At 72.4% G+C, this 19,994-nt stretch carries 19 protein-coding genes and 1 pseudogene; 11 read left to right on the top strand and 9 right to left on the bottom strand.

Annotated elements, in window-relative coordinates; genetic code table 11:
• Positions 1-191 precede the first annotated feature (191 nt).
• On the bottom strand, positions 192-2,564 hold the full coding sequence (locus P3X83_RS41790; protein ID WP_277310991.1) for an FtsX-like permease family protein: 2,373 nt from the start codon (positions 2,562-2,564) through the stop codon (positions 192-194).
• A complete protein-coding gene (locus P3X83_RS41785; protein ID WP_277310990.1) occupies positions 2,558-3,316 on the bottom strand; it encodes an ABC transporter ATP-binding protein in 759 nt (252 codons plus the stop codon). Before P3X83_RS41785 ends, P3X83_RS41790 begins: the two co-directional genes overlap by 7 nt.
• Positions 3,317-3,426: 110 nt before the next feature.
• Between P3X83_RS41785 and P3X83_RS41780 the strand changes: the two genes are divergently transcribed.
• Both P3X83_RS41780 and P3X83_RS41775 read left to right on the top strand, forming a co-directional pair.
• Positions 3,427-4,629 (top strand): sensor histidine kinase, encoded by a 1,203-nt coding sequence (locus tag P3X83_RS41780; protein ID WP_277310989.1) that lies wholly within the window; start codon positions 3,427-3,429, stop codon positions 4,627-4,629.
• Positions 4,611-5,261, top strand: coding sequence for a response regulator transcription factor (locus tag P3X83_RS41775; protein WP_277310988.1), 651 nt, complete (start codon positions 4,611-4,613; stop codon positions 5,259-5,261). The genes P3X83_RS41780 and P3X83_RS41775 overlap by 19 nt, the downstream gene beginning before the upstream one ends.
• Here the strand turns inward: P3X83_RS41775 and P3X83_RS41770 are convergent.
• The 5 genes and pseudogenes from P3X83_RS41770 to P3X83_RS41750 all read right to left on the bottom strand — a co-directional run bounded on the left by P3X83_RS41770 (position 5,246) and on the right by P3X83_RS41750 (position 11,575).
• Positions 5,246-6,079, bottom strand: a complete 834-nt coding sequence (locus tag P3X83_RS41770; RefSeq protein ID WP_277310987.1) for an SWIM zinc finger family protein — start codon at positions 6,077-6,079, stop codon at positions 5,246-5,248. The two genes, P3X83_RS41775 and P3X83_RS41770, sit on opposite strands and share 16 nt — an antisense overlap.
• A 1-nt stretch (position 6,080) precedes the next feature.
• Positions 6,081-8,810 carry an SNF2-related protein gene (locus tag P3X83_RS41765; RefSeq protein ID WP_277310992.1) on the bottom strand — a complete coding sequence of 910 codons (2,730 nt, stop codon included), beginning with the start codon at positions 8,808-8,810 and terminating at the stop codon, positions 6,081-6,083.
• 228 nt (positions 8,811-9,038) lie between these two features.
• Positions 9,039-9,410: pseudogene (locus P3X83_RS41760) on the bottom strand (SNF2 helicase-associated domain-containing protein); the annotation flags it as partial.
• A gap of 1,180 nt (positions 9,411-10,590) precedes the next feature.
• The gene (locus P3X83_RS41755) at positions 10,591-10,932 is read right to left on the bottom strand and encodes a hypothetical protein (RefSeq protein ID WP_277310986.1); all 342 of its coding nucleotides are present in this window, start codon (positions 10,930-10,932) and stop codon (positions 10,591-10,593) included.
• A complete protein-coding gene (locus P3X83_RS41750; RefSeq protein ID WP_277310985.1) occupies positions 10,925-11,575 on the bottom strand; it encodes an AAA family ATPase in 651 nt (216 codons plus the stop codon). The genes P3X83_RS41755 and P3X83_RS41750 overlap by 8 nt, the downstream gene beginning before the upstream one ends.
• Positions 11,576-11,735: 160 nt before the next feature.
• Here P3X83_RS41750 and P3X83_RS41745 point away from each other — a divergent pair, with 160 nt between their 5' ends.
• Positions 11,736-11,954, top strand: coding sequence for a hypothetical protein (locus P3X83_RS41745; protein WP_277310984.1), 219 nt, complete (start codon positions 11,736-11,738; stop codon positions 11,952-11,954).
• Between the two features lie 9 nt (positions 11,955-11,963).
• Here the strand turns inward: P3X83_RS41745 and P3X83_RS41740 are convergent, their stop codons facing one another.
• Positions 11,964-12,854, bottom strand: a complete 891-nt coding sequence (locus P3X83_RS41740) for a hypothetical protein (RefSeq protein ID WP_277310983.1) — start codon at positions 12,852-12,854, stop codon at positions 11,964-11,966.
• 98 nt (positions 12,855-12,952) lie between these two features.
• Here P3X83_RS41740 and P3X83_RS41735 point away from each other — a divergent pair, with 98 nt between their 5' ends.
• The 8 genes from P3X83_RS41735 (at position 12,953) to P3X83_RS41700 (ending at position 19,342) form a co-directional block, all read left to right on the top strand.
• Positions 12,953-13,330, top strand: coding sequence for an SLC13 family permease (locus P3X83_RS41735; protein ID WP_277310982.1), 378 nt, complete (start codon positions 12,953-12,955; stop codon positions 13,328-13,330).
• Positions 13,331-13,483: 153 nt separating this feature from the next.
• A complete protein-coding gene (locus tag P3X83_RS41730) occupies positions 13,484-14,851 on the top strand; it encodes a potassium transporter TrkG (RefSeq protein WP_277310981.1) in 1,368 nt (455 codons plus the stop codon).
• Positions 14,844-15,506, top strand: coding sequence for a TrkA family potassium uptake protein (locus P3X83_RS41725; RefSeq protein ID WP_277310980.1), 663 nt, complete (start codon positions 14,844-14,846; stop codon positions 15,504-15,506). The genes P3X83_RS41730 and P3X83_RS41725 overlap by 8 nt, the downstream gene beginning before the upstream one ends.
• A gap of 48 nt (positions 15,507-15,554) precedes the next feature.
• The gene (locus P3X83_RS41720; protein WP_277310979.1) at positions 15,555-16,259 is read left to right on the top strand and encodes an SHOCT domain-containing protein; all 705 of its coding nucleotides are present in this window, start codon (positions 15,555-15,557) and stop codon (positions 16,257-16,259) included.
• 63 nt (positions 16,260-16,322) lie between these two features.
• Positions 16,323-16,565, top strand: coding sequence for a hypothetical protein (locus P3X83_RS41715; protein WP_277310978.1), 243 nt, complete (start codon positions 16,323-16,325; stop codon positions 16,563-16,565).
• A 66-nt stretch (positions 16,566-16,631) separates the two neighbouring features.
• Positions 16,632-17,831: a tannase/feruloyl esterase family alpha/beta hydrolase gene (locus P3X83_RS41710; protein WP_277310977.1), complete on the top strand. Its 1,200-nt coding sequence runs from the start codon at positions 16,632-16,634 to the stop codon at positions 17,829-17,831.
• Positions 17,832-17,918: 87 nt separating this feature from the next.
• Positions 17,919-18,647: an NAD(P)-dependent oxidoreductase gene (locus P3X83_RS41705; RefSeq protein WP_277310976.1), complete on the top strand. Its 729-nt coding sequence runs from the start codon at positions 17,919-17,921 to the stop codon at positions 18,645-18,647.
• 65 nt (positions 18,648-18,712) lie between these two features.
• On the top strand, positions 18,713-19,342 hold the full coding sequence (locus P3X83_RS41700; protein ID WP_277310975.1) for a uridine kinase: 630 nt from the start codon (positions 18,713-18,715) through the stop codon (positions 19,340-19,342).
• A 98-nt stretch (positions 19,343-19,440) separates the two neighbouring features.
• Here P3X83_RS41700 and P3X83_RS41695 read toward each other — a convergent pair whose 3' ends face one another.
• Positions 19,441-19,881 carry an isoamylase early set domain-containing protein gene (locus P3X83_RS41695; RefSeq protein WP_277310974.1) on the bottom strand — a complete coding sequence of 147 codons (441 nt, stop codon included), beginning with the start codon at positions 19,879-19,881 and terminating at the stop codon, positions 19,441-19,443.
• Between the last annotated feature and the right edge of the window lie 113 nt (positions 19,882-19,994).

Here is a 19,994-nt window from a genome sequence, read left to right as displayed (position 1 = left end):
GCCTATCCAGGCCGGATCAGGTAAAGAGGTTCTTCATCACCCGGGAAGGATCTTTACACACTTGAGGTGACAAGCTCAGACCAGCAGCCGCCGCACGGCGGGGCGATGGGCGGCCTGGGGCCGGTACCACCGTGGGCCCGATATCCGATCCCAGTCCACCTGTGCCGCGCCGCGCATGCCACCGGCTTCCCCTATGTGGCGGGGCGGGTGGTGAGGATGGAGGCGGTGGTGGCGAGGAGGAGGCAGGTGGTGATGATGGTGAGGATGATGGGCCAGGGGATCACCAGGGGGACGGGGGAGCCGAGGAGTTCCTGGTAGCCGTGGCGCATGCCGAGGAGGGCGGGGATGGCCACCAGGGCGCCGAGGGCGGTGCCGAGGATCACCACGAGGGCGGATTCGGCGGTGACCATGGTGAGGATTTGGCGGGGGGTGGCGCCGGAGAGGCGGAGGACGGCGAAGTCGCGGGCCCGGCCTGCCGCCGCCATCATCAGGGTGTTGGCGATGGCCACCGCCGCGTACGCCGTGGACACCACGACCAGCAGCACCGTGAAGATCCAGACCAGGCGGTCCTCGTCGGCGTCCGCCGCGGCCGCGAAGGTGGGTATGTCCACGAGGCGCGAGCCCGGTACGTCGTGGGACGGGTCGGGCTGTGCGACGTAGGACACATCGGCCATGACCACGGGGTCGTGGCTTCTGACCAGGTCGCGGGGCAGAAGCAGGTCGGAGGGGAGGTTCTCGGCCACGCCCGCGACGGTGAGGGAGACCGGCCTGCCGTCCTCGAACGTGCCCGGCAGGGTCGATCCGGGGCGCAGGCCGCGCTGGGCGGCCAGCCGCGGGGACACGAAGATCGAGCCGTCGCGCAGGGCTTCGGGCGCGCCCGAGAGCAGACGCACGTTGCCCGCGCGCTCCAGTAGGGCCGGGGTGACGCCGAGGCCGCTCAGGGCGTCGCCGTCCGCCTCGTACAGGGCGGTGAACAGTGGCGACTCGCCGCCCGAGGACGTGGCCGCCGCCTCGGACAGGCCGGGCACGCCGTCCGGCATGATGACCGAGCTCGTCCTGATCTCCGTCGCGTGCTCGGCGGCGTAGCTGGCCGCCGTCGTCTGCACCATGCCGGTGATCAGCACCGCGAAGCCCACGGTGACCAGCACCGGCGTGGCCGTCGCGGCGGTACGCCGGACCGAGGTGAGCGCGTTCTCCCGCACCAGGGTGCCGATCGCGCCGCGACCGCGCGCGAGCGGCCAGGTGAGCAGCCTGGCCACCGGCGGGACGAGCGCCGGGGCGAGCAGGGCCATGCCCACGATCAGCGCCATCGCCGCGTACAGGCCGTTCGTGACAAGCCCCTCGGAACCGGACAGGGCGGAGCCGACCGCCGCCAGCAGACCCAGGCCGCAGAAGACGCCCCCGGCGATCCACCGGCCGCGCGGCATCGGGCGGTCGTCCACGGCGGCCTCGCGGAGCGCTTCGAGCGGGCGCACCCCCGCCGCGCGGCGCGCCGCGGACCACGCCCCGGCCAGCGCCACGACGATCCCGACGGCGAACGCGCCGAGCAGTGGCAGCGGCGTGACCTCGACGGTGAACCCGGCGGGCTCGAACCCTGCCGTGACCAGCAGGCCGCCGAGCCACGGCCCGAGGGCCACCCCCAACGCGACGCCACCGGCCGCCGCGACGACCGCGATGGCCAGCGCCTCGCCGTACACCATCCGGCGCACCTGGCGCGGGGTCGCGCCCACGGCCCGCAGCAATCCGAACTCGCGCCGCCGCTGCGCCACGCCGAACGCGAACGTCGAGGCCACCACGAAGATCGCTACGAACCCGGACAGCACGCCCATCGCGGTGAGCACCTGCATGCCGATCCAGCGGGACCTGGCGTCGTCACGGGGTTCGAGCGCGGTGCGGGCGTCCCCGGTGAACACCACGCCGTCGGCGCCGGTCGCCGCCCGCGCCGCCGTGGCGACGTCGGCCACGTCCGCGCCCGGCTCGACGGTCAGCCCGATCGCGCGGACGCCCGCCGACAGCCCGGCCACATCGGCGTCGGCCATGAACACGCCGGGCGCGTCCACCGTGCCGGACACCCGGTGCGCCGAAGGCCCGCGCGCGGTCAGCACCGTGACCTCCGCGCCGGGTGACAGCCCGAGCGCCCGGTCCAGCACCACCTCGCCCGCGCCCGGAGCCCGCCCGGAGGCGAGCCGGTACGGCGCCAGCGCCGCCGTTGACCAGGCGTGCCCATCGTCCGCTTCGACCGGCCTGCCGCCGATGACCGGCTGCGCGTAGAACGACCGATCCGGTACGGCCAGCGCCACCCCCGGCACCTCCTCCAGCCGCTCCACCAGCCGTTCCACCGTCTCCGGCGCCCACGGCCTGCTCGGCGTGAAGTTCCCTTCCGCCCGCTCGATCACGTGCACCGACACCATGACCGGCGCCCCCGCGTACCGTCCGGGCACCTTCGGCACCGCCGACACCAGGGCCAGCGCCGTCATCGAGACCATCGCCACCCCGAGCAGCAGCGCCACGAACCCCCCGGCGAAGGACGCCCACCGCTCACGCACCGCGGCCAGGCTCAGCATCCCGCCGCCTCCTCTTCCAGGTTCGCCATCCGCCGCGCGACCGACTCGGCCGTCACACCGGAGGTGAACTCGTCCACGACCCGCCCGTCGGCGAGGAACAGCACCCGGTCGGCATAGGAGGCGGTGACCGGGTCGTGCGTCACCATGATCACGGTCTGCGCCTGGTTGTCCACCAGGTTCCGCAGCATGCCGAGCACCTGACGCGACGCCTTCATGTCGAGCTGTCCGGTGGGCTCGTCCGCGAACATCACGGCCGGCCGGGTGATCAGCGCCCGGGCGATGGCCACCCGCTGCTGCTCGCCGCCGGACAGCCCGCTCGGCCGGTGCCGCACCCGGTCGGCCAGCCCCACCTCGGCCAGCGCGGCCCGCACCTCGGCGGGCGGCGCCGGACGGCCCGCCAGCCGCAGCGGCAGCGCCACGTTCTGCTCCGCCGTGAGCGCGGACACCAGGTTGAACGCCTGGAACACGAAGCCGACCCGCTGACGCCGCAGCAGGGTCAGGCCGTTCTCGTCGAGGGAACCGAGGTCGGTGCCGTCGATGACGATCTTCCCGTCGGTGGGCCGGTCGAGCCCGGCCGCGCAGTGCAGCAGGGTCGACTTGCCCGATCCCGACGGACCCATGACGGCGGTGAGCGTTCCGGCGTGAAAGGCGGCGCTGACACCGTCGAGCGCCTTCACGGTGTGCGCGGCGGTGCCGTACAGCCTGCGCACCGACCACAGCCGCACGGTCTCCCTGTCCTGTTGGATGTCCATGCCGTCCAGCCAACCGGCGGGGGCGGGCGATCACATTGGCGCTGGGACGATAACCGGGGGTATACCCAGCACTACTGTCCCGCGGCCGGCCGTCGGCTACCGTCGATGTCGTGCTCCCGCGTACCGCCCTGTCCGCCCTGACCCGCAGGCCCTCGGTGTTCCTGCGCTCGTCGTGGCCGTGGCGGTCGCTCGCCTACCTGCTGCTGAGCGGGATCTTCACGGTGCTCGCGGCCGTCGTGCTCAACGTGGCCGTGTGGTTCGGCGTCCCGGTCGCCTGCGGGCTCGGCCTGGCCGCGGTGGCGGTGCTCGGCCTCCCGGTGGCGAGGTTCGAGCGGTGGCGCCTGCGGCTCGTCGACCAGGACCCCGTGACCGGCCCGCACCGGCGGGTGCGGGGGCCGCGCGCCTGGTTCACCGTCCGCCTGCGCGAGCAGGCGACGTGGCGCGACCTGGGCTTCACCGTGGTCGCCCTGTTCGCGCTGTGGTGGATCGACCTCGGCGTGATCTCCCTCGCCACCTGGGTGCCGATGCTGCTGCTGTCGGCGCCGCTCCAGCCCGGCACCGAAGCGCCCGCCTCGGTGCTCCTGGCCGTGGGCGGCCTGTCGCTGCTCCCGCTGTCGGCGTACCCGGTGGCGGCCTGGGCCGGCGCCCGCGCGATGATCACCCGCGCGGTGCTCGCCCCCGGCGAAGCCGAGATCATCCGCTCCCGCGCCCGGCTCGTGGACGCCTTCGAGGTCGAACGCCGCCGCATCGAGCGCGACCTGCACGACGGCGCGCAGCAACGGCTGGTCGCGCTCAGCATGCGGCTCGGCCTCGCCCGGCTGGACCTCCCCCCTGACTCGGCCGTGGCGGCGCAACTGGCCCAGGCCCACGATGAGGCCAAACAGGCGCTCGCCGAGCTGCGCGAACTGATCCGCGGCGTGCACCCGCAGGTCCTCACCGACCGGGGCCTTGAGGCCGCCGTCCGCGACGTGGCCGGCCGCTCGCCCGTGCCCGTGGACGTCGACGTGGCCCTGCCCGGCAGGCTGCCGTCGCTGGTCGAGGTCACCGCCTACTACGTCGCCGCCGAGGCCATGACCAACATGGCCAGGCACAGCCGCGCGCGGCGCGGGGCCGTCCAGGGGCGCATGGTGGGAGACACCCTGGTCCTGGAGGTCCGCGACGACGGCGTCGGCGGGGCCGACCCGGAGTCGGGATCGGGGCTCACCGGGCTCGCCGACCGCGTCGCCGTCGCCGACGGCGTCATGTTCCTCACCAGCCCGCCCGGCGGGCCCACCGCGCTACGTGTGGAGATCCCGTGCGCCGTCTCCGGATAGTCCTGGCCGAGGACGCCGTGCTGCTCCGCGAAGGGCTCGTCGCGCTGCTCGACCGCTTCGGGCACGAGGTCGTCGCGTCGGTCGGCGACGCGGACGCGCTGGTGCTCGCCGTCCGCGAGCACGAACCCGACATCGTGGTGGCCGACGTGCGGATGCCGCCCGGCCACTCCGACGAGGGGCTGCGGGCCGCGCTCACGCTGCGCGCCGAGCGGCCGCGGCTGGCCGTCCTGGTGCTCAGCCAGTACGTCGAGCAGACCTACGCCGCCGAACTGCTCGACACGGGGGAGCACGGCGGAACCGGCTACCTGCTGAAAGACCGCGTCGGCGACGTCCAGGAGTTCGCCGACGCGGTGGAGCGGGTCGCGAACGGGCACACGGTCGTCGACCCCGAGGTGGTGCGCCAGCTCCTCGGCCGCCGCCGCGACCCGCTGGCCCGCCTGACCCCGCGCGAACGCGAGGTGCTCGGCCTGGTCGCCGAGGGCCGCTCCAACGCCGCCATCGCCCGCGCGCTGGTGGTCACCGAGGCGGCGGTCTCCAAGCACATCGCCGGCATCCTGGCCAAACTCGACCTGCCGCCCGCCGAGGACGACCACCGGCGGGTACTGGCCGTCCTGGCCTACCTGCGGGGCTGATCCGCGGGCTCGGTGAACCCCCGGTAGACCGGGCGCAGGATGTCGAGCAGCGGAATGTGCCGTACCCGGACGGCCGGCGGCTCCAGCGCCCGCAGCAGGATGTCCGGCGTCGTGGTCGCGGCGGGCCGGGTCCGCAGCCGCCCCAGCGGCGCCCCCGGCGAGTAGAAGTCGCCCACGGACTCCGACAGCGGCACGTCGTCCACGCGCAGCGGATCGGACGCCGCCCGCTCCTCCACCGCCCCGCTCAGCGATTCGAGCAGCTCCGCCTTGGCCCGCCCGCGCCAGGCCAGCACCAGGAACGGATCGTCGTCGAACGCCTCGGCCAGCAGGTAGAGCGCCGCCGACAGGTGCTTGCACGGAAACCCCCAGTCGGGGCACGTGCACTCCATGTCGAGCTCGGAGGGAAAGAGCGGGATGCCCAGCTCGTCGAAGACGTCCACGATCTCCACCGGCATCTCCCCGGCCAGCAGCTTGGCCCGGTAGACCGCCTGCGCGGCGAGGGCGCGTTCGACGTCCGCCCACATCGCGTCGTCGTACGCCTCGATCTCGACCGTTACCTCGTACGGCTCCGGCCGCGACCCCTGTACCACCGCCCGCACCTCACCGGGCCCCAGGTCGAGCGAGACCACCTGCCCCTTGCGCGCGTAGGAACGGCCCCGGGTGAGACGGCCCGCGTCGCAGATCTCCTCCAGGATGTCGATGAACCGCCGCGACCACCACTGCTCACCGATCGTGCCCCGCCTGCTGCGCGCCCGCAGCCCGCCCTCGACCTCGATTGGCGTGGTCGCCTCGTACCATCCGTCGGGACCGAACGGCATGTCAGCCCACCGCCTCGGGGTCGAGCCTGAACAGGTCGCGCAACTGGTCGGTGGACAACTCGGAGATCCACTCCTCGCCGCTGCCCACGACCCGCTCGGCCAGGGCCTTCTTCCGCTCGATCATCTCGTCGATCCGCTCCTCAAGCGTGCCCGCGCAGATGAACTTGCGCACCTGGACGTTCCTGGTCTGCCCGATCCGGAACGCCCGGTCGGTCGCCTGGTCCTCGACCGCCGGATTCCACCAGCGGTCCACGTGGATCACGTGGTTCGCGGCGGTCAGGTTCAGGCCGGTGCCCGCCGCCTTCAGCGACAGCAGGAACAGCATCGGCTCGGGATCGTTCTGGAACCGCTCCACCAGTTCGTCACGACGCTTCTTGGTCAGGCCGCCGTGCAGCCACAGCACCGGCCGGTCCAGGTGCACCGCCAGGTACGGCTGCAGCAGCGACCCCCACTCGGCGTACTGGGTGAACACCAGCGCCTTGTCGCCCTCCTCGACGATCTCGGCGGCCAGCTCCTCAAGCCGGGCCAGCTTCCCGGACCGGCCGGCCAGCCGCGAGCCGTCCTTGAGCAGGTGCGCGGGGTGGTTGCAGACCTGCTTGAGCCGGGTCATGGTGGCCAGCACGTTGCCGCGCCGCTCGATGCCCTCGCTCTGGTCGATCCGCGCCATCATGTCGCCCAGCACCGCCTGGTACAGGCTCGCCTGCTCGGGGGTGAGCGTGCACCAGACCTTCATCTCCTGCTTGTCCGGCAGGTCGGAGATGATCGTCCGGTCGGTCTTCAGACGGCGCAGCACGAACGGCGCGGTCGCCCGCCGCAGCGCGTTCGCCGCGTCCTCGTCCTGCCGCGCCTCGATCGGCTCCTGGTAGCGCTGCCGGAATCGCCGCGCGGGGCCGAGCAGCCCCGGGTTGCAGAACTCCATGATCGACCACAGCTCGGCCAGGTGGTTCTCCACCGGGGTGCCGGTCAGCGCCAGCCTGGTCCGCGCGGGCAACGACCGCACGGCCTGCGCCTGCCGCGCCGCACTGTTCTTGATCGCCTGCGCCTCGTCGCAGACCACCCTGCCCCACCCGAACTCCCGCAACGCGTCGAGATCGCGCCACGCCGTGCCATAGGTCGTGATCACCAGATCCGCCCCCGCCACGGCCTCGCCCAGTTCCTCCCCCCGCTTCCTGATCCCCCCGTGATGCACATAGACCCGCAACGACGGCGCGAACCGCGCCGCCTCCTTGTGCCAGTTCGTCACCACCGACATCGGACAAACCAACAACGTCGGCGCCACCTCCCCACCCTCCCGCTCCTCAAGCAACAACGACAGGGTTTGGGCAGTGTTGTGGGCCAGCATCCCGCCCGCGATAAAATTCTGCTCGGAGGCCACCTCGAAGTCGTATACGTATCCCTCGTAGTCAATCTCCTCGACCGACACGACCCGCGCATAGAAGACCTCCTTCGAGGCACGGGTGTCCAGCCCGTCACGGATTGCCGGCAGGCGCAGATGATCGAGGGTGGCGTAGGCCGCGCGGACCTTGTCGGTCCATTTGGTGCGGGGACGTGCGAGGTATTCCTCTTCCGACCGCCCGCACAGGATCCGGTCCATGGCGGTGACGGCGGCGCCCGCCGTGCTCCTGGACATTTCCTGGGTGCCGGTGAAGTAGACGGTTCCGACGCCGAAATGCCGCTGCGGCAATCCGGTGACGGAATGCGCCAGCGACAACAGGTCGGACGCGGGCACGCCTCCGACGTTGCCGTTGGCCGGCTTCACGCAGACGGTGTCCAGCTTCGCCTGCTTGCCCGGGTCGGAGAAGCCGATGAGCTCGTGGAAAGTCCGAAGGCTCGTTCCGCCGATCAGGCCGATGCGGTACGGACGCCTGATCCCGGTTCCATTGCTCGCGGCTTTCCACTTTTCCACGCTCCGCAACCAGACGCCGAAGCGGCGGAGCAGGGTGGAGAGCTGCGCCATCAGCCAAGGTGACGCCGAGGTGATCTCGATCATGCCGGACTTGGCGTGGACGCTCCCCTCCGCCGAGAAGTAGTCGCGGAGGAACAGCCGGACCGTCTGATCATCCGCGGCCATGATCATGTCAGGAATGCGCTTCTCGGCGGACAGCCGTCCCCACCGATAGCCGTGCCCGGCGAGGAACCGCGCGTAGTCGGCCGAGCACATGCGCAGCACGTGGACGTCTCTCTCGCGGCGAATGGCGGGCTCGTTGACCGCCAGGCCGAACCGCTTCCCGATGGCGTGGATCCGCACGAGCAGCGATTCCAGGACCGCACGGTCCTTCTGGTAGATCCGCAGGTCACCGACGCGTGACTCGTGTCCCTCGCTGATCTGCCAGGCCAGCAGGGCGGTGAGGTCGGGATCGACGGCGTCGCCCCGCCACACCAGGCGGCTGGGCACGCACACGCGGTCACCGGGCTCGATTCCGGTCGTCCAGCCGTTCAGGCCGAGCAGCCGGTGCCGCCGGGTGATGGTGATCTCGCTGCCGTCGTCCAGGCGGATCCGCCGCAGCGGCTCGCGCACCCGCTGCCGGTAGAGCCGGGTGATCCGGGACTCCACGATCCGCCCGGAGTGGTCGATGGAGTTGGTGATCAGCGGTCCGTCGGGAGTGGACCATTCGCCTTCGCCGTCGGATGTGGCCCGCCCGCCGGACCGAAGCCAGATGTCCTTCGCTTCGATCAGCGTGCCGTTGACGAAGACCGGCGTGTCCGGGAAGACGCACTTCCCCAGGCCCATGTCGTCGGCGAGGATGCCGCCGAGGCCGAGGGAGGAGAGGAAGGAGAGCCAGGAGAGGCCGCGTTCCTGGTAGGGGCGGAGGGTGCCGTGGAAGGAGGCGGGGGTGGGGATGGTCTCAAGGCGGCGGTCGGCTTCGCCGGAGAGGAGGTCGCCGAGGGGGCCGTCGGCGTCGACGTCGAGGAGGGGCAGGCCCTCGTCCTCGCCCTCGACGACCTCGGTGAGCACCTCGGCGACGGTCATCTGGCCGGAGCGGCGGCGTTCGACCACCTTCAGGGCGGCCTTGAGCTGGCGGTCGTCGAGTTCCACCCACTGGCCCCTGATGCGGACCAGGGGGACCTTCAACCGGGCCAGTTCCTCAAGTTCCCGCTCGCTGATGGTGTGGTCGCCCACGGCCAGGTCGAGGCGGAAGTCGACCAGTTCGGTCAGGCCGAAGCCCTGGGCGGCGGCGGCCTTGGGGCCGGTGCGGGCGCGGGTGGTGAGCTTCAGGCCCAGGCCCTTGCGACCGGCCCAGGCGGGGAGCTGCACGCCGTAGCCCGCCGCCTGGAGGAGGGGCGCGGCGTGGCGCAGGAAGGTGAAGGCCCAGGATGTGTCGACGGTCATGCCGGTGGGCTTGGGGGAGCGCAGCGCGGAGTACAGCTCGGGGCACAGGCGCACGGCCCGGCCGAGCCCCGCGAGCAGGGTCTCGTCGGGACGGCGGGGCAGCCCGTGGGGCCGCTCGCCGTCCCACAGCCGTTCGGCCGGTACGTAGAGGCTCGGATCTTCGGTGGACTGCAGCGCGAACTCGATCTCCCACGACTCGTCGTCGTCGGACGGCTCCATCAGCCGGAAGCAGACCCTGGCCGGGCCCTCCAGCTCGTGCGCGGACTCGAACCAGGCGGTGAGGGCCTCCTCCAGCTCCCGCGCGGCGGTCTCCTTGGCGCCGGGGAGGGTGGCGTCGGCCCCGGTCAGGGCCTGCAGCCAGCGGTCGGGCAGGGCGCTCTTCGGGCCGGGCCGCTGCCCGGCGAGCATCCGGTCGGGCAGCCGGGAACGGGTCACCGCGTCGCACAGGCCCGCCAGGGCCGCGTAGAGCAGATCGGCGGACGAGGCGGCGTCGCCGTCGGTGGCGCCGGGCCGGGCGGGGGTCGGCGGGTGCAGGTCGGCGGCGGCCCGGCAGACCGGGGGCATGGCCTGGGCCAGTTCGCGGAAGGCGGCGGCGTCGGGGCCGGTGACGACCGGCCGCCAGCGGGCGGCGCGCATGCCGTCCTCGGTGACGAGCCGCGGCAGCACCCGGCCCTTGCCGACCAGGTCGCGTGCCGTGTCGGCGAGCAGGGCGAGGTAGCGCAGCGACGCGCCGGGGCCCCACTCGGGGGCGTCGGGCTCGGCGGGCGGCGGGTCGGCCAGCAGTTCGAACAGCGGGAGCGCCACCGAGGGGGCCAGCAGCAGGGCGGGCACCCGCCAGGAGGACAGGCGCGGACGGCGGGCCGCGCTCGCCAGGCCCGATTCGGGCGAGGGCAGCGGCCCCTTGGCCGAGCCCGGCAGCGCCAGGGTCAGCTCGGTCTCCTCGGCCCCGGCGGCGTGCTCGCCGAGGGCGGCGGCCAGGGTGGCGGCCGCCGCGCCGAACGGGTGCTCCCGCAGCCGCCCGCGCGAGGCGGCCTCCACGGGCATCGTGGTGTCCTCGGCCCACAGTCCCAGCCGCCCGCCGGCCCACAGGCCGTGCACCACCAGCACCAGATCACCCCGCTCGCCCGCGCCCCAGGGCCGGGGACGGCCCGCCGCGCGAAGGGGCGGGGGGCTCCGGCCGTCACTGCACCATATCTGGACCGGAGTCGCCGCAAGCACAGTCGGTGGCGTCCCAGACCTGCTGGAACGCCTCGGCCGTGATCTCGGTCATGCCGAACTCCCACAGCTCGACCGCCTGGTCGGTGAGGAAGCCGTGGGCGTCTTGCAGATGGCGCCACCAGTACTTGTGCGTACGGCGGTCGGGGCCGATCTCGATCTGTTTGACCGCCCACTGTTCGCCGGTCTCCTCGACGGTCTCGAACAGCCAGACGCCGCCCTGCTCGTCGTGGCCGTGCCAGTAGCGGCGCGGTTCGGCCAGGCCGTCGAGTGCCCGGATGGCCGGGCCACGCTGATCCTCAAGCACCGCTCCAGGGTGCCACGCCGCTCCGACGGTTTCCGTCGAAGCGGATGGCGCGGAGCAGCCCGGCGGCCGGGCGGTCGAGCAGGGTGACGCCGTCGGCGGGCGGTACCGCCCCGGCGCGGGCCTGGCGGACGAGGTCGCGCCAGCGGCGGCAGTGGCGCACGAAGATGGCGGCGGACACGACCCGCCCTCTGTCGTGCTGCCCGGCCCAGGCCGTGCGCGGTTCGACGTCGAGCAGGATCAGGTGCATGGTGGCGCCGGCGCGGTGGGCGAGCCAGGCGAAGCCGTGCAGGATGTGCGGCCAGGTGCCCCGGCTGTGCGCGACCACGGCGTGGCCCGCGCCGATGGCGCGGGAGATCCGCCACACGTGGGTGGCGTAGACGACGGGGGTGTGCAGGCGGGAAGGGAGCGGGCGTAAGAAGCGCGCCCACCGGTTGCGGGCCTGGTAGGTGTCGATCACCAGGGCGCCGCCGGCGGGCACCGGCGCGGTCTCGTCGCCGCGCAGGTCGTAGAGGCGGCGTAGCAGCGTGCTCTTGCCGGCGCCGGGAAGGCCCGCCAGCACGACCAGGGAACCGGGCGGATAGTGGAGTTCGCCGGTGGACGTCGGGTCGCCGGTTGATGTCGGGGCGGCCGGTTCGGCGGCCATACGGCACCTCGCTGGGTAGGGGACTGCCACCATCATGCGTTGTGCCGGCGGTGCGCGGTGCCGATCCGTGCCCACGAGGCCCTGCCGGTATTAGGCGGGGCCGGTATTAGGCGGGCACCTGGGGGTAGCCGGTCGGGAGGGACGATGAGAGGAGTCCGGTATGCGCCGTGACGACAGATCGTCCCCCGATGAGCGGGGACATGACGAGGAGAACGTGCCGCTCGCGGATCGCAGGAGTGATCCGGAGGTGCACGACGTACCCGATTTCGGTGAGGAGGCGACGCCGTCCGCGACCGACCCGGACGGCCGCCCGAAGGGCGACCCCCGCAGACGGGTCTACGGCGGCGACGAGGGGTGGGAACCGCCCACCCAGGTGTGAGGAGGCGCGTCAGACGAGGCCGTGAGCCCGCAGCACGCCGACCGCGCGCACGGTGGCCCAGCCGCGCCATTCCAGCGCCCCCGCCGGGGAGCGGGCCGCCCAGTCGACGGTCCATCCGCCGTCCTGCCGCTGCTCGCCCGTGAGGCGCTCCAGATCCGCCTCGATCGGGCCGGGGGCCAGCAGGTCGCGCAACGGACGGCCGGGGGCGGGGGAGAAGTCCAGCGGACGCATCCCCTCGTCCTCGGCCCCGCCCTCGACCGGCATCGTGCCGGAGTCGGGCAGGAGCTTGCCGAGCCGCGCCAGGTGGCCGACGGCCTCGGGGAGGGTGTCGTGCACCGCGTCCAGGAACTGCAGCACGTACTTGAGCTCCAGCGCGCCGCCCGGTTCGTCCAGCCGGGCGACCTCGCCCAGCACGTACTCGGTGGCACGGGCCAGCCATGAGTGCCGCGCCACGGCCGGGTCGTGCGCGCCGACCCGGTGCGCGATCCCGGCCAGCATGGCGGTCATGTGCAGTGAGGAGATCTTGCCGTCGTCGCCCAGCCAGAACGGCGCGGTGCCCGCGGTCTCGCCGGTGACGGGCAGCGCGAACGGCAGGCCGCCGTCGGGGAGCGTCACCGACCACAGCCAGTCGCACAACTCGGCCGCGCGCGGGCTGGTGGCGGGGGCGATGTCCTCGAACACCTCGAAGGCGTGCAGCGCGCACACCGGCTGGCTGTCCCTGGTCCGCAGGTCGGGTTCCAGGGCCCAGCCGTACCCGCCTCCGGCGTTGGCGTAGGCGTCGAGCGCGGAGACGGCGTCGGCGGCGTCGCCCCGCCCGGTGATCAGATCGAACCGGCGGCGGTCCAGCAGCCGGGCGTTGGCGGTCATGAAGTCCGCGGCGGCGTCGAGATCGATTGGCATGCCCCCATCGTCGCATCGGCGCAGGTCATGTGACTTGCAAGAATCGGCCATCCCGGGGAGCCGGTGGCCCGCCTACGCCTCTTGATAGGTTGCCTACGGTGTGCCGGGAAGTCTGGTCGGCGTCCTCGTTCCGCGTGTCCCCACCGATGCCGACCGAAGGGGTGAGCCGGCTGCTGTGGCAGAGCCTCGCGGTGCTGGTCGTGGTGCTGGCGGGGTTCGTGCTGCATCCGGTGCTGGGGTACGAGCCCTCGGTCGTGGTCGTCCTAGGCGCGGGGTTCCTGGTGGCGGCCACGAAGGTCACCACCGAGGAGGCGCCGGCCGAGGTCGAGTGGCCCGCGCTGGTGTTCTTCGCGGGGCTGTTCGTCATGGTGGGGGCGCTGGTGGACCGGACGGCGGGGTGCTGTGGTGGGCGCTGGCCCTCGGGGCGGATCTCGGCGGCAACGCCACGGCGGTCGGGGCGGCGGCCAATGTGGTGATCCTCGGTATCGCCGTCCGCAACCGAACTCCGGTGAGTTTCTGGGAGTTCACGAAGTACGGCATGGTTGTCACGTTCGTAATGATCGCGCTGTGCACGCCCTATCTGTGGCTGCGCTACCTGATGTGAGGACGATGGGGAACGGGAAAGGCAGATGCCCAGATCGATGAGGCGGGCGCGCGGACAGGCCCTGCTCGATCGGTTCCACCACCCCGCGCAGGTCGTGGTGACCGGATTCGGTGTCGTGATCATGATCGGCACGGCGCTGCTGTCCCTTCCGGCCGCCACCGCCACGGGCGTCGCGGCCGGGCCGGTGACCGCGCTGTTCACGGCGACCTCGGCGGTCTGCGTGACCGGGCTGATCGCGGTGGACACCGCGACGCACTGGTCGGTCTTCGGCGAGGTCGTGATCGCCGGGCTGATCCAGGTGGGCGGGCTGGGTATCATGACGCTGGCCACGCTGTTCACCGTGCTGGTGGCCGGACGGCTCGGCCTGCGCGCCCGCCTGTCGGCCCAGGTCGAGACCAAGACCCCCAGCATGTCGGACCTGCGCGCCCTGGTGCGCAAGGTGGTGCTGTTCAGCCTGGCCTGCGAGGCGGTGATCACGGCCGTGCTGACCACCCGGTTCGTGACCGGGTACGGCAGGCCGTTCGGCGAGGCCCTCTACCTCGGCTGGTTCCACGCCGTCTCCGCCTTCAACAACGCCGGGTTCGCGCTGTGGCCGGACAACCTCATGCGTTTCGTCGGCGACCCCTGGATCTGCGTCACCATCGCGCTGGCCGTGGTGGTCGGCGGGATGGGCTTCCCGGTGATGTTCGACCTGTGGCGCTCCTGGCGGCGGCCGGCGCGGTGGTCGGTGCTCACGAAGATCACAATCACCGTGTCCGCCGGCCTGATCCTGCTGGGCACGCTGGTCTTCCTGGCGACCGAGGGGCGCAACCCGCGCACGTTCGGGCCGCTCGGCGACGCCGAGCGGATGATGGCCGCCTTCTTCGCCGCCGTGATGCCCCGCTCTGGTGGCTTCAACACCGTGGACATCTCCCAGATGAACCCGTCGAGCTGGCTCGCCACCGACGTGCTGATGTTCATCGGCGGCGGCAGCGCGGGCACCGCGGGCGGCATCAAGGTGACCACGTTCGGCGTCCTGGCCCTGGTGGTGTGGGCCGAGCTGCGCGGTGAGAGCCGGGTCAACGTCGGCCACCGGCGGCTGCCCGAGTCGCTGCAGCGCCAGGCCGTCGCGATCACCCTGATGGGTGTCTCCCTGGTGGCGGTCTCCACCTACGTGCTGCTCGTGCTCACCCCGCACAGCCTGGACGAGGTGCTGTTCGAGGTGATCTCGGCCTTCGCCACCAACGGCCTGTCCACCGGCATCACGGCCGACGCGGGCTCGGCGGGCCACGTCCTGCTGGTCCTGCTGATGTTCATCGGCAGGGTCGGCCCCCTGACCCTGGGTTCCGCCCTCGCGCTGAGGGAACGTACCCGCCGCTACGAACTCCCCGAGGAGCGGATCATCGTTGGCTGACACCAGGAACGACCCGATCGCCGTGATCGGGCTCGGCAGGTTCGGCAGCTCGCTCGCCCTGGAACTGGTCAGGCGCGGTACCGAGGTGCTGGCCATCGACAGCAGGCAGAAGATCGTGCAGGGGCTCTCCGGCCAGATCACCCAGCTCGCCGTCGCCGACTCCACCGACGCCGAGGCGCTGCGCCAGCTCGGCGTGCCCGACTTCTACCGTGCGGTGGTCGGCATCGGCAGCGACATCGAGGCCAGCATCCTCACCGCGTCGCTGCTGGTGGAGATGGAGATCGACGACATCTGGGCCAAGGCCGTCAACCGGCAGCACGGGCGCATCCTGAGCCGCATCGGCGTCCACCACGTGGTGCTGCCCGAGCACGACATGGGGGAGCGGGTCGCGCACCTGGTCTCCGGGCGGATGCTCGACTACCTCGCCGTGGACGAGAACTTCGCGCTGGTCAAGTCCAGGCCGCCGGGCGACTACGTGGGCGTGCAGCTCGGGGAGTCGGGGCTGCGGCGCAAGTACGGCGTGACGGTGGTGGCGGTCAAGCGGCGCGGCGAGGAGTTCACGTACGCGACGGCCGCCACCGTGCTGGCCTTCGACGACATCATCGTGGTGTCCGGCCGGACCGAGGACGTCGAGCGTTTCACCGAGCTGCCCTGACGGCCGATCCGCTTCCGGTGGGTTCGCCGGAGTTCTACGCTTTGATGCATGCCGCGCAGTGCGAAGGTCATCACCTTCATCGTTCTCGGTATCCAGGTCGCCTGGAGCCTGCCCCTGGGAATCGGGTTCCTGACGCAGTGGCTCCTAGCCGAGCCCGAGCCCGATTCCTTGTTCCCCGAGACGCCCTACATGCCCCTCGGGCTGGCCTTCACCGGCATCGGCCTGGTGATGACCGCCGTCATCGTGACGCTCGGCGTGGTGTGGTGGCGCCGCGCCCAGCGCGAGCGGCACCTGCGCGAGCACGGTGCGCGGGCCACGGGGGTGGTCACCGAGGTGGCGCCGACCGGCACGCGGATCAACGGCCGCCTGCTGTTCAAGATCAGCGGCGAGGTCCCCGGCATGCCCCAGGTCCGCTTCCAGCAGCGGGGCTTCCACACCGTCCCGCCCGGCACCCGGCTCGCGGTCGCCTATGACCCGGCCTCTCCCGGTGACGCGGTGGTGCTGGACGACATCGCCGCTCTGGTGCGCAACGTCATCCTGTACGGCAACCCGCCCCAGCCGCCCCAGCCGTCCTACCGGCCGCACCAGCCCCTCGTCCTCCGGGACGCGCCCCCGGAGCCGCAGGACGCCGGGAGCGGCGGCGAGGCCGTGGACATCGTCGACCGGATCGCCCGTCTGGACGAGCTGCGCCGCTCCGGCGCGATCAGCGAGGACGAGTACTCCCGGCTGAAGGCCCGGCTGATCGAATCTTGATATCCGCGTAAATGTTCGAAAATTCCGTATGCTCCGATGGTTTCGCCGATATGATCACCCGCCATGGAATTTGTTGATCTGTTGTTATGGCTCGCCGGACTCTGGGTCCTCACCTCCGTCGTCGGGGGCCTGCGAACCGCCTTCGACACCGCCTGGCGGCACGTGGCCGGGCCCTTCGCGATGGGCCTGGTCGGCACGAGCTTCCTGCTGTCCGCCGGAGTGATCGCCGCGGTCGACTTCCCAGACGCCCAGCAACTGCTCCCGGCGCGGTCGCTGCGGATCAAGAAGGACTTCCGGCCCACGTGAACCGAACCCAACTGTGGAGGCGGGGCGCATTGATCCGCCGCGCCGGGAATCTCTAGGGTTCCTGTCATGGGCTCCCCAACCGTGCCGGGCGCCGAGCGCCAGGTCGCGTCGTTCCTGGCCGATCTCACCACCGCGGGCACGGTGGCGAGCGGGCGGACCGTCCCCGACGACTGGGCGGGGCTGCACGCGGGCACCGCCCGCAATCCCACGGGCGTGCCGGGCTGGCAGATCGACGGCTGCTTCCCGGCCAGGTCGCGGCTGAACACCCACCACGGGTGGGACCACGACGCGCAGTTCGTGATGCGGCTGCCCGAGGCGTGGAACGGCGGGCTCGTCGTCACCGGCGCGCCCGGCCTGCGCCGCCAGTACGCGGTGGACTTCCTGATCGCCGACTGGGTGCTCGCCGGGGGATACGCGTACGCGGCCACCGACAAGGGCAACAGCGGGCCGGGCTTCCACACGGCCGGATCGCGCCCCGGCGACGCGCTGGCCGACTGGCACCGCCGTACGACGGAGCTGACGCAGGCGGCGCGGCGGGCGCTGCGCCGCCACTACGGCGCCGAGCCCCGGCGCACCTACGTGACCGGCGTCTCCAACGGCGGCTACCTGACCCGCTGGCAACTGGAGAACCAGCCCGACCTGTACGACGGGGGAGTGGACTGGGCCGGGCCGCTGTGGCGGGCCGACGGGCCGAACGTGCTGACCTACATCCCCACCGCGCTGCGCAACTACCCCGGCTACCGCGACGGCCGCTCCGCGCGGGCGCACCCGGCGATGATCGAGGCCGGGTTCCCGGCCGGTTCCGAGTTCGTCTGGGCCGACCTGCACGCCTATCACTGGCCGCTGACCCAGCGCGTCTACCGGGCCTGCCTCGACCCCTACTACGAGGGCGCCGACGAGACCTACGACTACGCCGCGCGCCCCGGACGCGTCCACGAGGCGGTGGCCCGGATCTCGCTCACCGGGCGCGTCGGCCGTCCGATGCTGTCCCTGCACGGCACCCTCGACGCGCTGCTGCCGATCACGCTGAACGCCGACCCCTACGCCGCGATGGCCGAGCGGGAGGGCAGGGGCCACCTGCACCGCCTCTACCGGATCGAGGGCGGCAACCACGTGGACGGTTTCTGTGACCGCCACCCCGGGCGGCTCACCCCGATGCTGCCGCACTACCGCGCGGCGTTCGAGAGCCTCACCCGCTGGGTCGAGGACGGCCTCGCGCCGCCTCCGTCGGGCACCATCACGAGCAATGGGGACACGGCGGATTAGGGCGGGCACATATCCGGAAGGATGCTCAACCGTAATGTGCTGCGGCGCGGCTGGTCCTGTCAGTGACCGAGATCGGAGGTGACGGCGATGCGCGTGCTGGTAACCGGCGCGGCCGGGCGGGTGGCCGGGCTGCTCCTCCCGTACCTGGCGGAACGTCACCGGCTGCGCACCACCGACCTGCGCGGGGGATGCGAGCTGACCGGAGACCTCGCGGAACCGGGATTCGCCGCCGAGGCGATGGGCGGGGCCGACGCCGTCGTCCATCTGGCGGCCGATCCGAGGCCCGGCGCGGGGTGGGCCGACCTGTACCGCCCCAACGTCGAGGCCGCCCTCGCGGTCCTGTCCGCCGCCAGGGCGGCCGGGGTGCGCAGGGTCGTGCTGGCCGGGTCGCTGCACGCGGCGCAGCAGCACCTGTACGGCGGGAGCTTCCCGATCGACCCGTCCTGGCCGCCCGCGCCCTGCTGCCCCTACGGCGCGACCAAGGCGTTCGCCGAGGCGGCGGGCCGGATGACCGCCTACCGCGACGACATATCGGTGATCTGCCTGCGCCTCGGCGCGGTCGCCGAACGGCTGCCCGCCAGGGAGGCCGCCTCCTCCTGGCTGGCCGCCGAGGACCTCCGGCTCCTGGTGGCGGGGGCGCTCTCCTGCGGCGTGCGCCACGGCGTCTACCACGGGGTGTCGGCCAACACCCGGGCCCGCTGGGGCATCGCGGACGCCGTCGCCGACCTCGGCTATCGCCCCGTACGCGACTCCGAGCCGTACCTGGCGGGCGCGCCCTCGCTCCCCGGGTACGGCCCCTGCCCGCCGCGCGCGTGATCGGTTCGGGCTAGTCTTGACCACGCTTGGCCTCAGACACGGGGCCGACGGGTCAGGATGGTGTCGTGCGCGTACGACCGATTACCCCCACCGGGCTGGTGAACGAGCTGGCCGATCGGATCGCCGGGGCCCGGCCCGGCTCGTGGGCGCGGGTGGCGCTCGACGGCGCCCCGCCCGCGCGCCCCGGCGACCTGGGCGACGCGCTCGTCGCGCCGCTGCGGCTGCGCGGCAGAGACGTCGTGCGGGTGTCCGCGAGCGCGTTCCTGCGCCAGGCTTCGCTGCGCCTGGAGTACGGCAGAACCGACCCCGACTCCTTCCACGACGACTGGTTCGACTTCGGCGCGCTGGAGCGCGAGGTGCTGGGGCCGCTCGCGCCGGGAGGCTCGGGGCAGGTGCTCACCGTGCTGCGAGACGTGCGGTCCGACCGGGCGGCGCGCCTGCCGTACGTCCCGGTGCCGCCGGGGGCGGTGCTGCTCCTCGACGGCGGGCTGCTGCTGGGGCGCGGGTTGCCGTTCGATCTCACGGTGCACCTGTGGCTCTCGCCGGGGGCGCTCGACCGGCGGCTGGACGACGACGAACGCTGGACCCTCCCCGCGTACGCCAGGTACGAACACGACACGCAGCCGGTGGACGCCGCGGACATCGTGGTCAAGATGGACGACCTCGAACATCCGGCGCTGGTGGAGACGGCGTGAGCCGCCGTTCCCGCGCGGGGGCCGGGTAGTACGCGGGACGGCGGCTCAGCGGCTCGGGCTCGGCGGCTCGGCGGACCGGGGGCCTTGGGCCTTCGCGCCTACTTGATCGGCGTCTTGGAGCGCCGGTCGCCCTTGCCCGGCCGGCGCAGGTCGGCCTGCTCCAGCTCCGCCTCCAGATCGGCCTCCAGGTCGGCGTCGAGCTCCGCGTCCAGTTCGGGATCGATGTCGAGCACGTCGTCCCAGTGCGGAATGTGGATCAGGCCGCCCCGGTGGTCGCGCCCGTTGATGTCGGGGTCGTCGAACCAGTGGCCGTCGTGCGCCAGGTATCTGAAGCAGACCGTCATCCCCGCGGGGAACCTGATGACCGCCACATGATCGCCGTCGCCCTGCCTGGCCATCGGGTGGGCGTACGGGTCCCAGTCGTTGAAGTCGCCCACCACGGAGACCGGCCCATCGGTGACCTGCGCGGGGATCGTGAAGGTCACGTCCACCATGGCCCTTCCGGCCCCGTCTTCGATCAGTTCGTTTCGTCTGATCATGCCCTGCCCCCTTGCAGTGAGTGTGTACCTATTCGTAAAGATGCACAGCGAGTGTCGTGGGGTCATGTCGCCACACCGGCCCGCAACATGCGGAGACCGAGACAAAGCGTCAC

Origin of the sequence: Spongiactinospora sp. TRM90649, assembly GCF_029382225.1 — a bacterium.
Lineage (GTDB): Bacteria > Actinomycetota > Actinomycetes > Streptosporangiales > Streptosporangiaceae > Spongiactinospora.
Note: the sequence above shows the minus strand (reverse complement) of the source record. Positions and strands in the feature narration are given on the sequence as shown.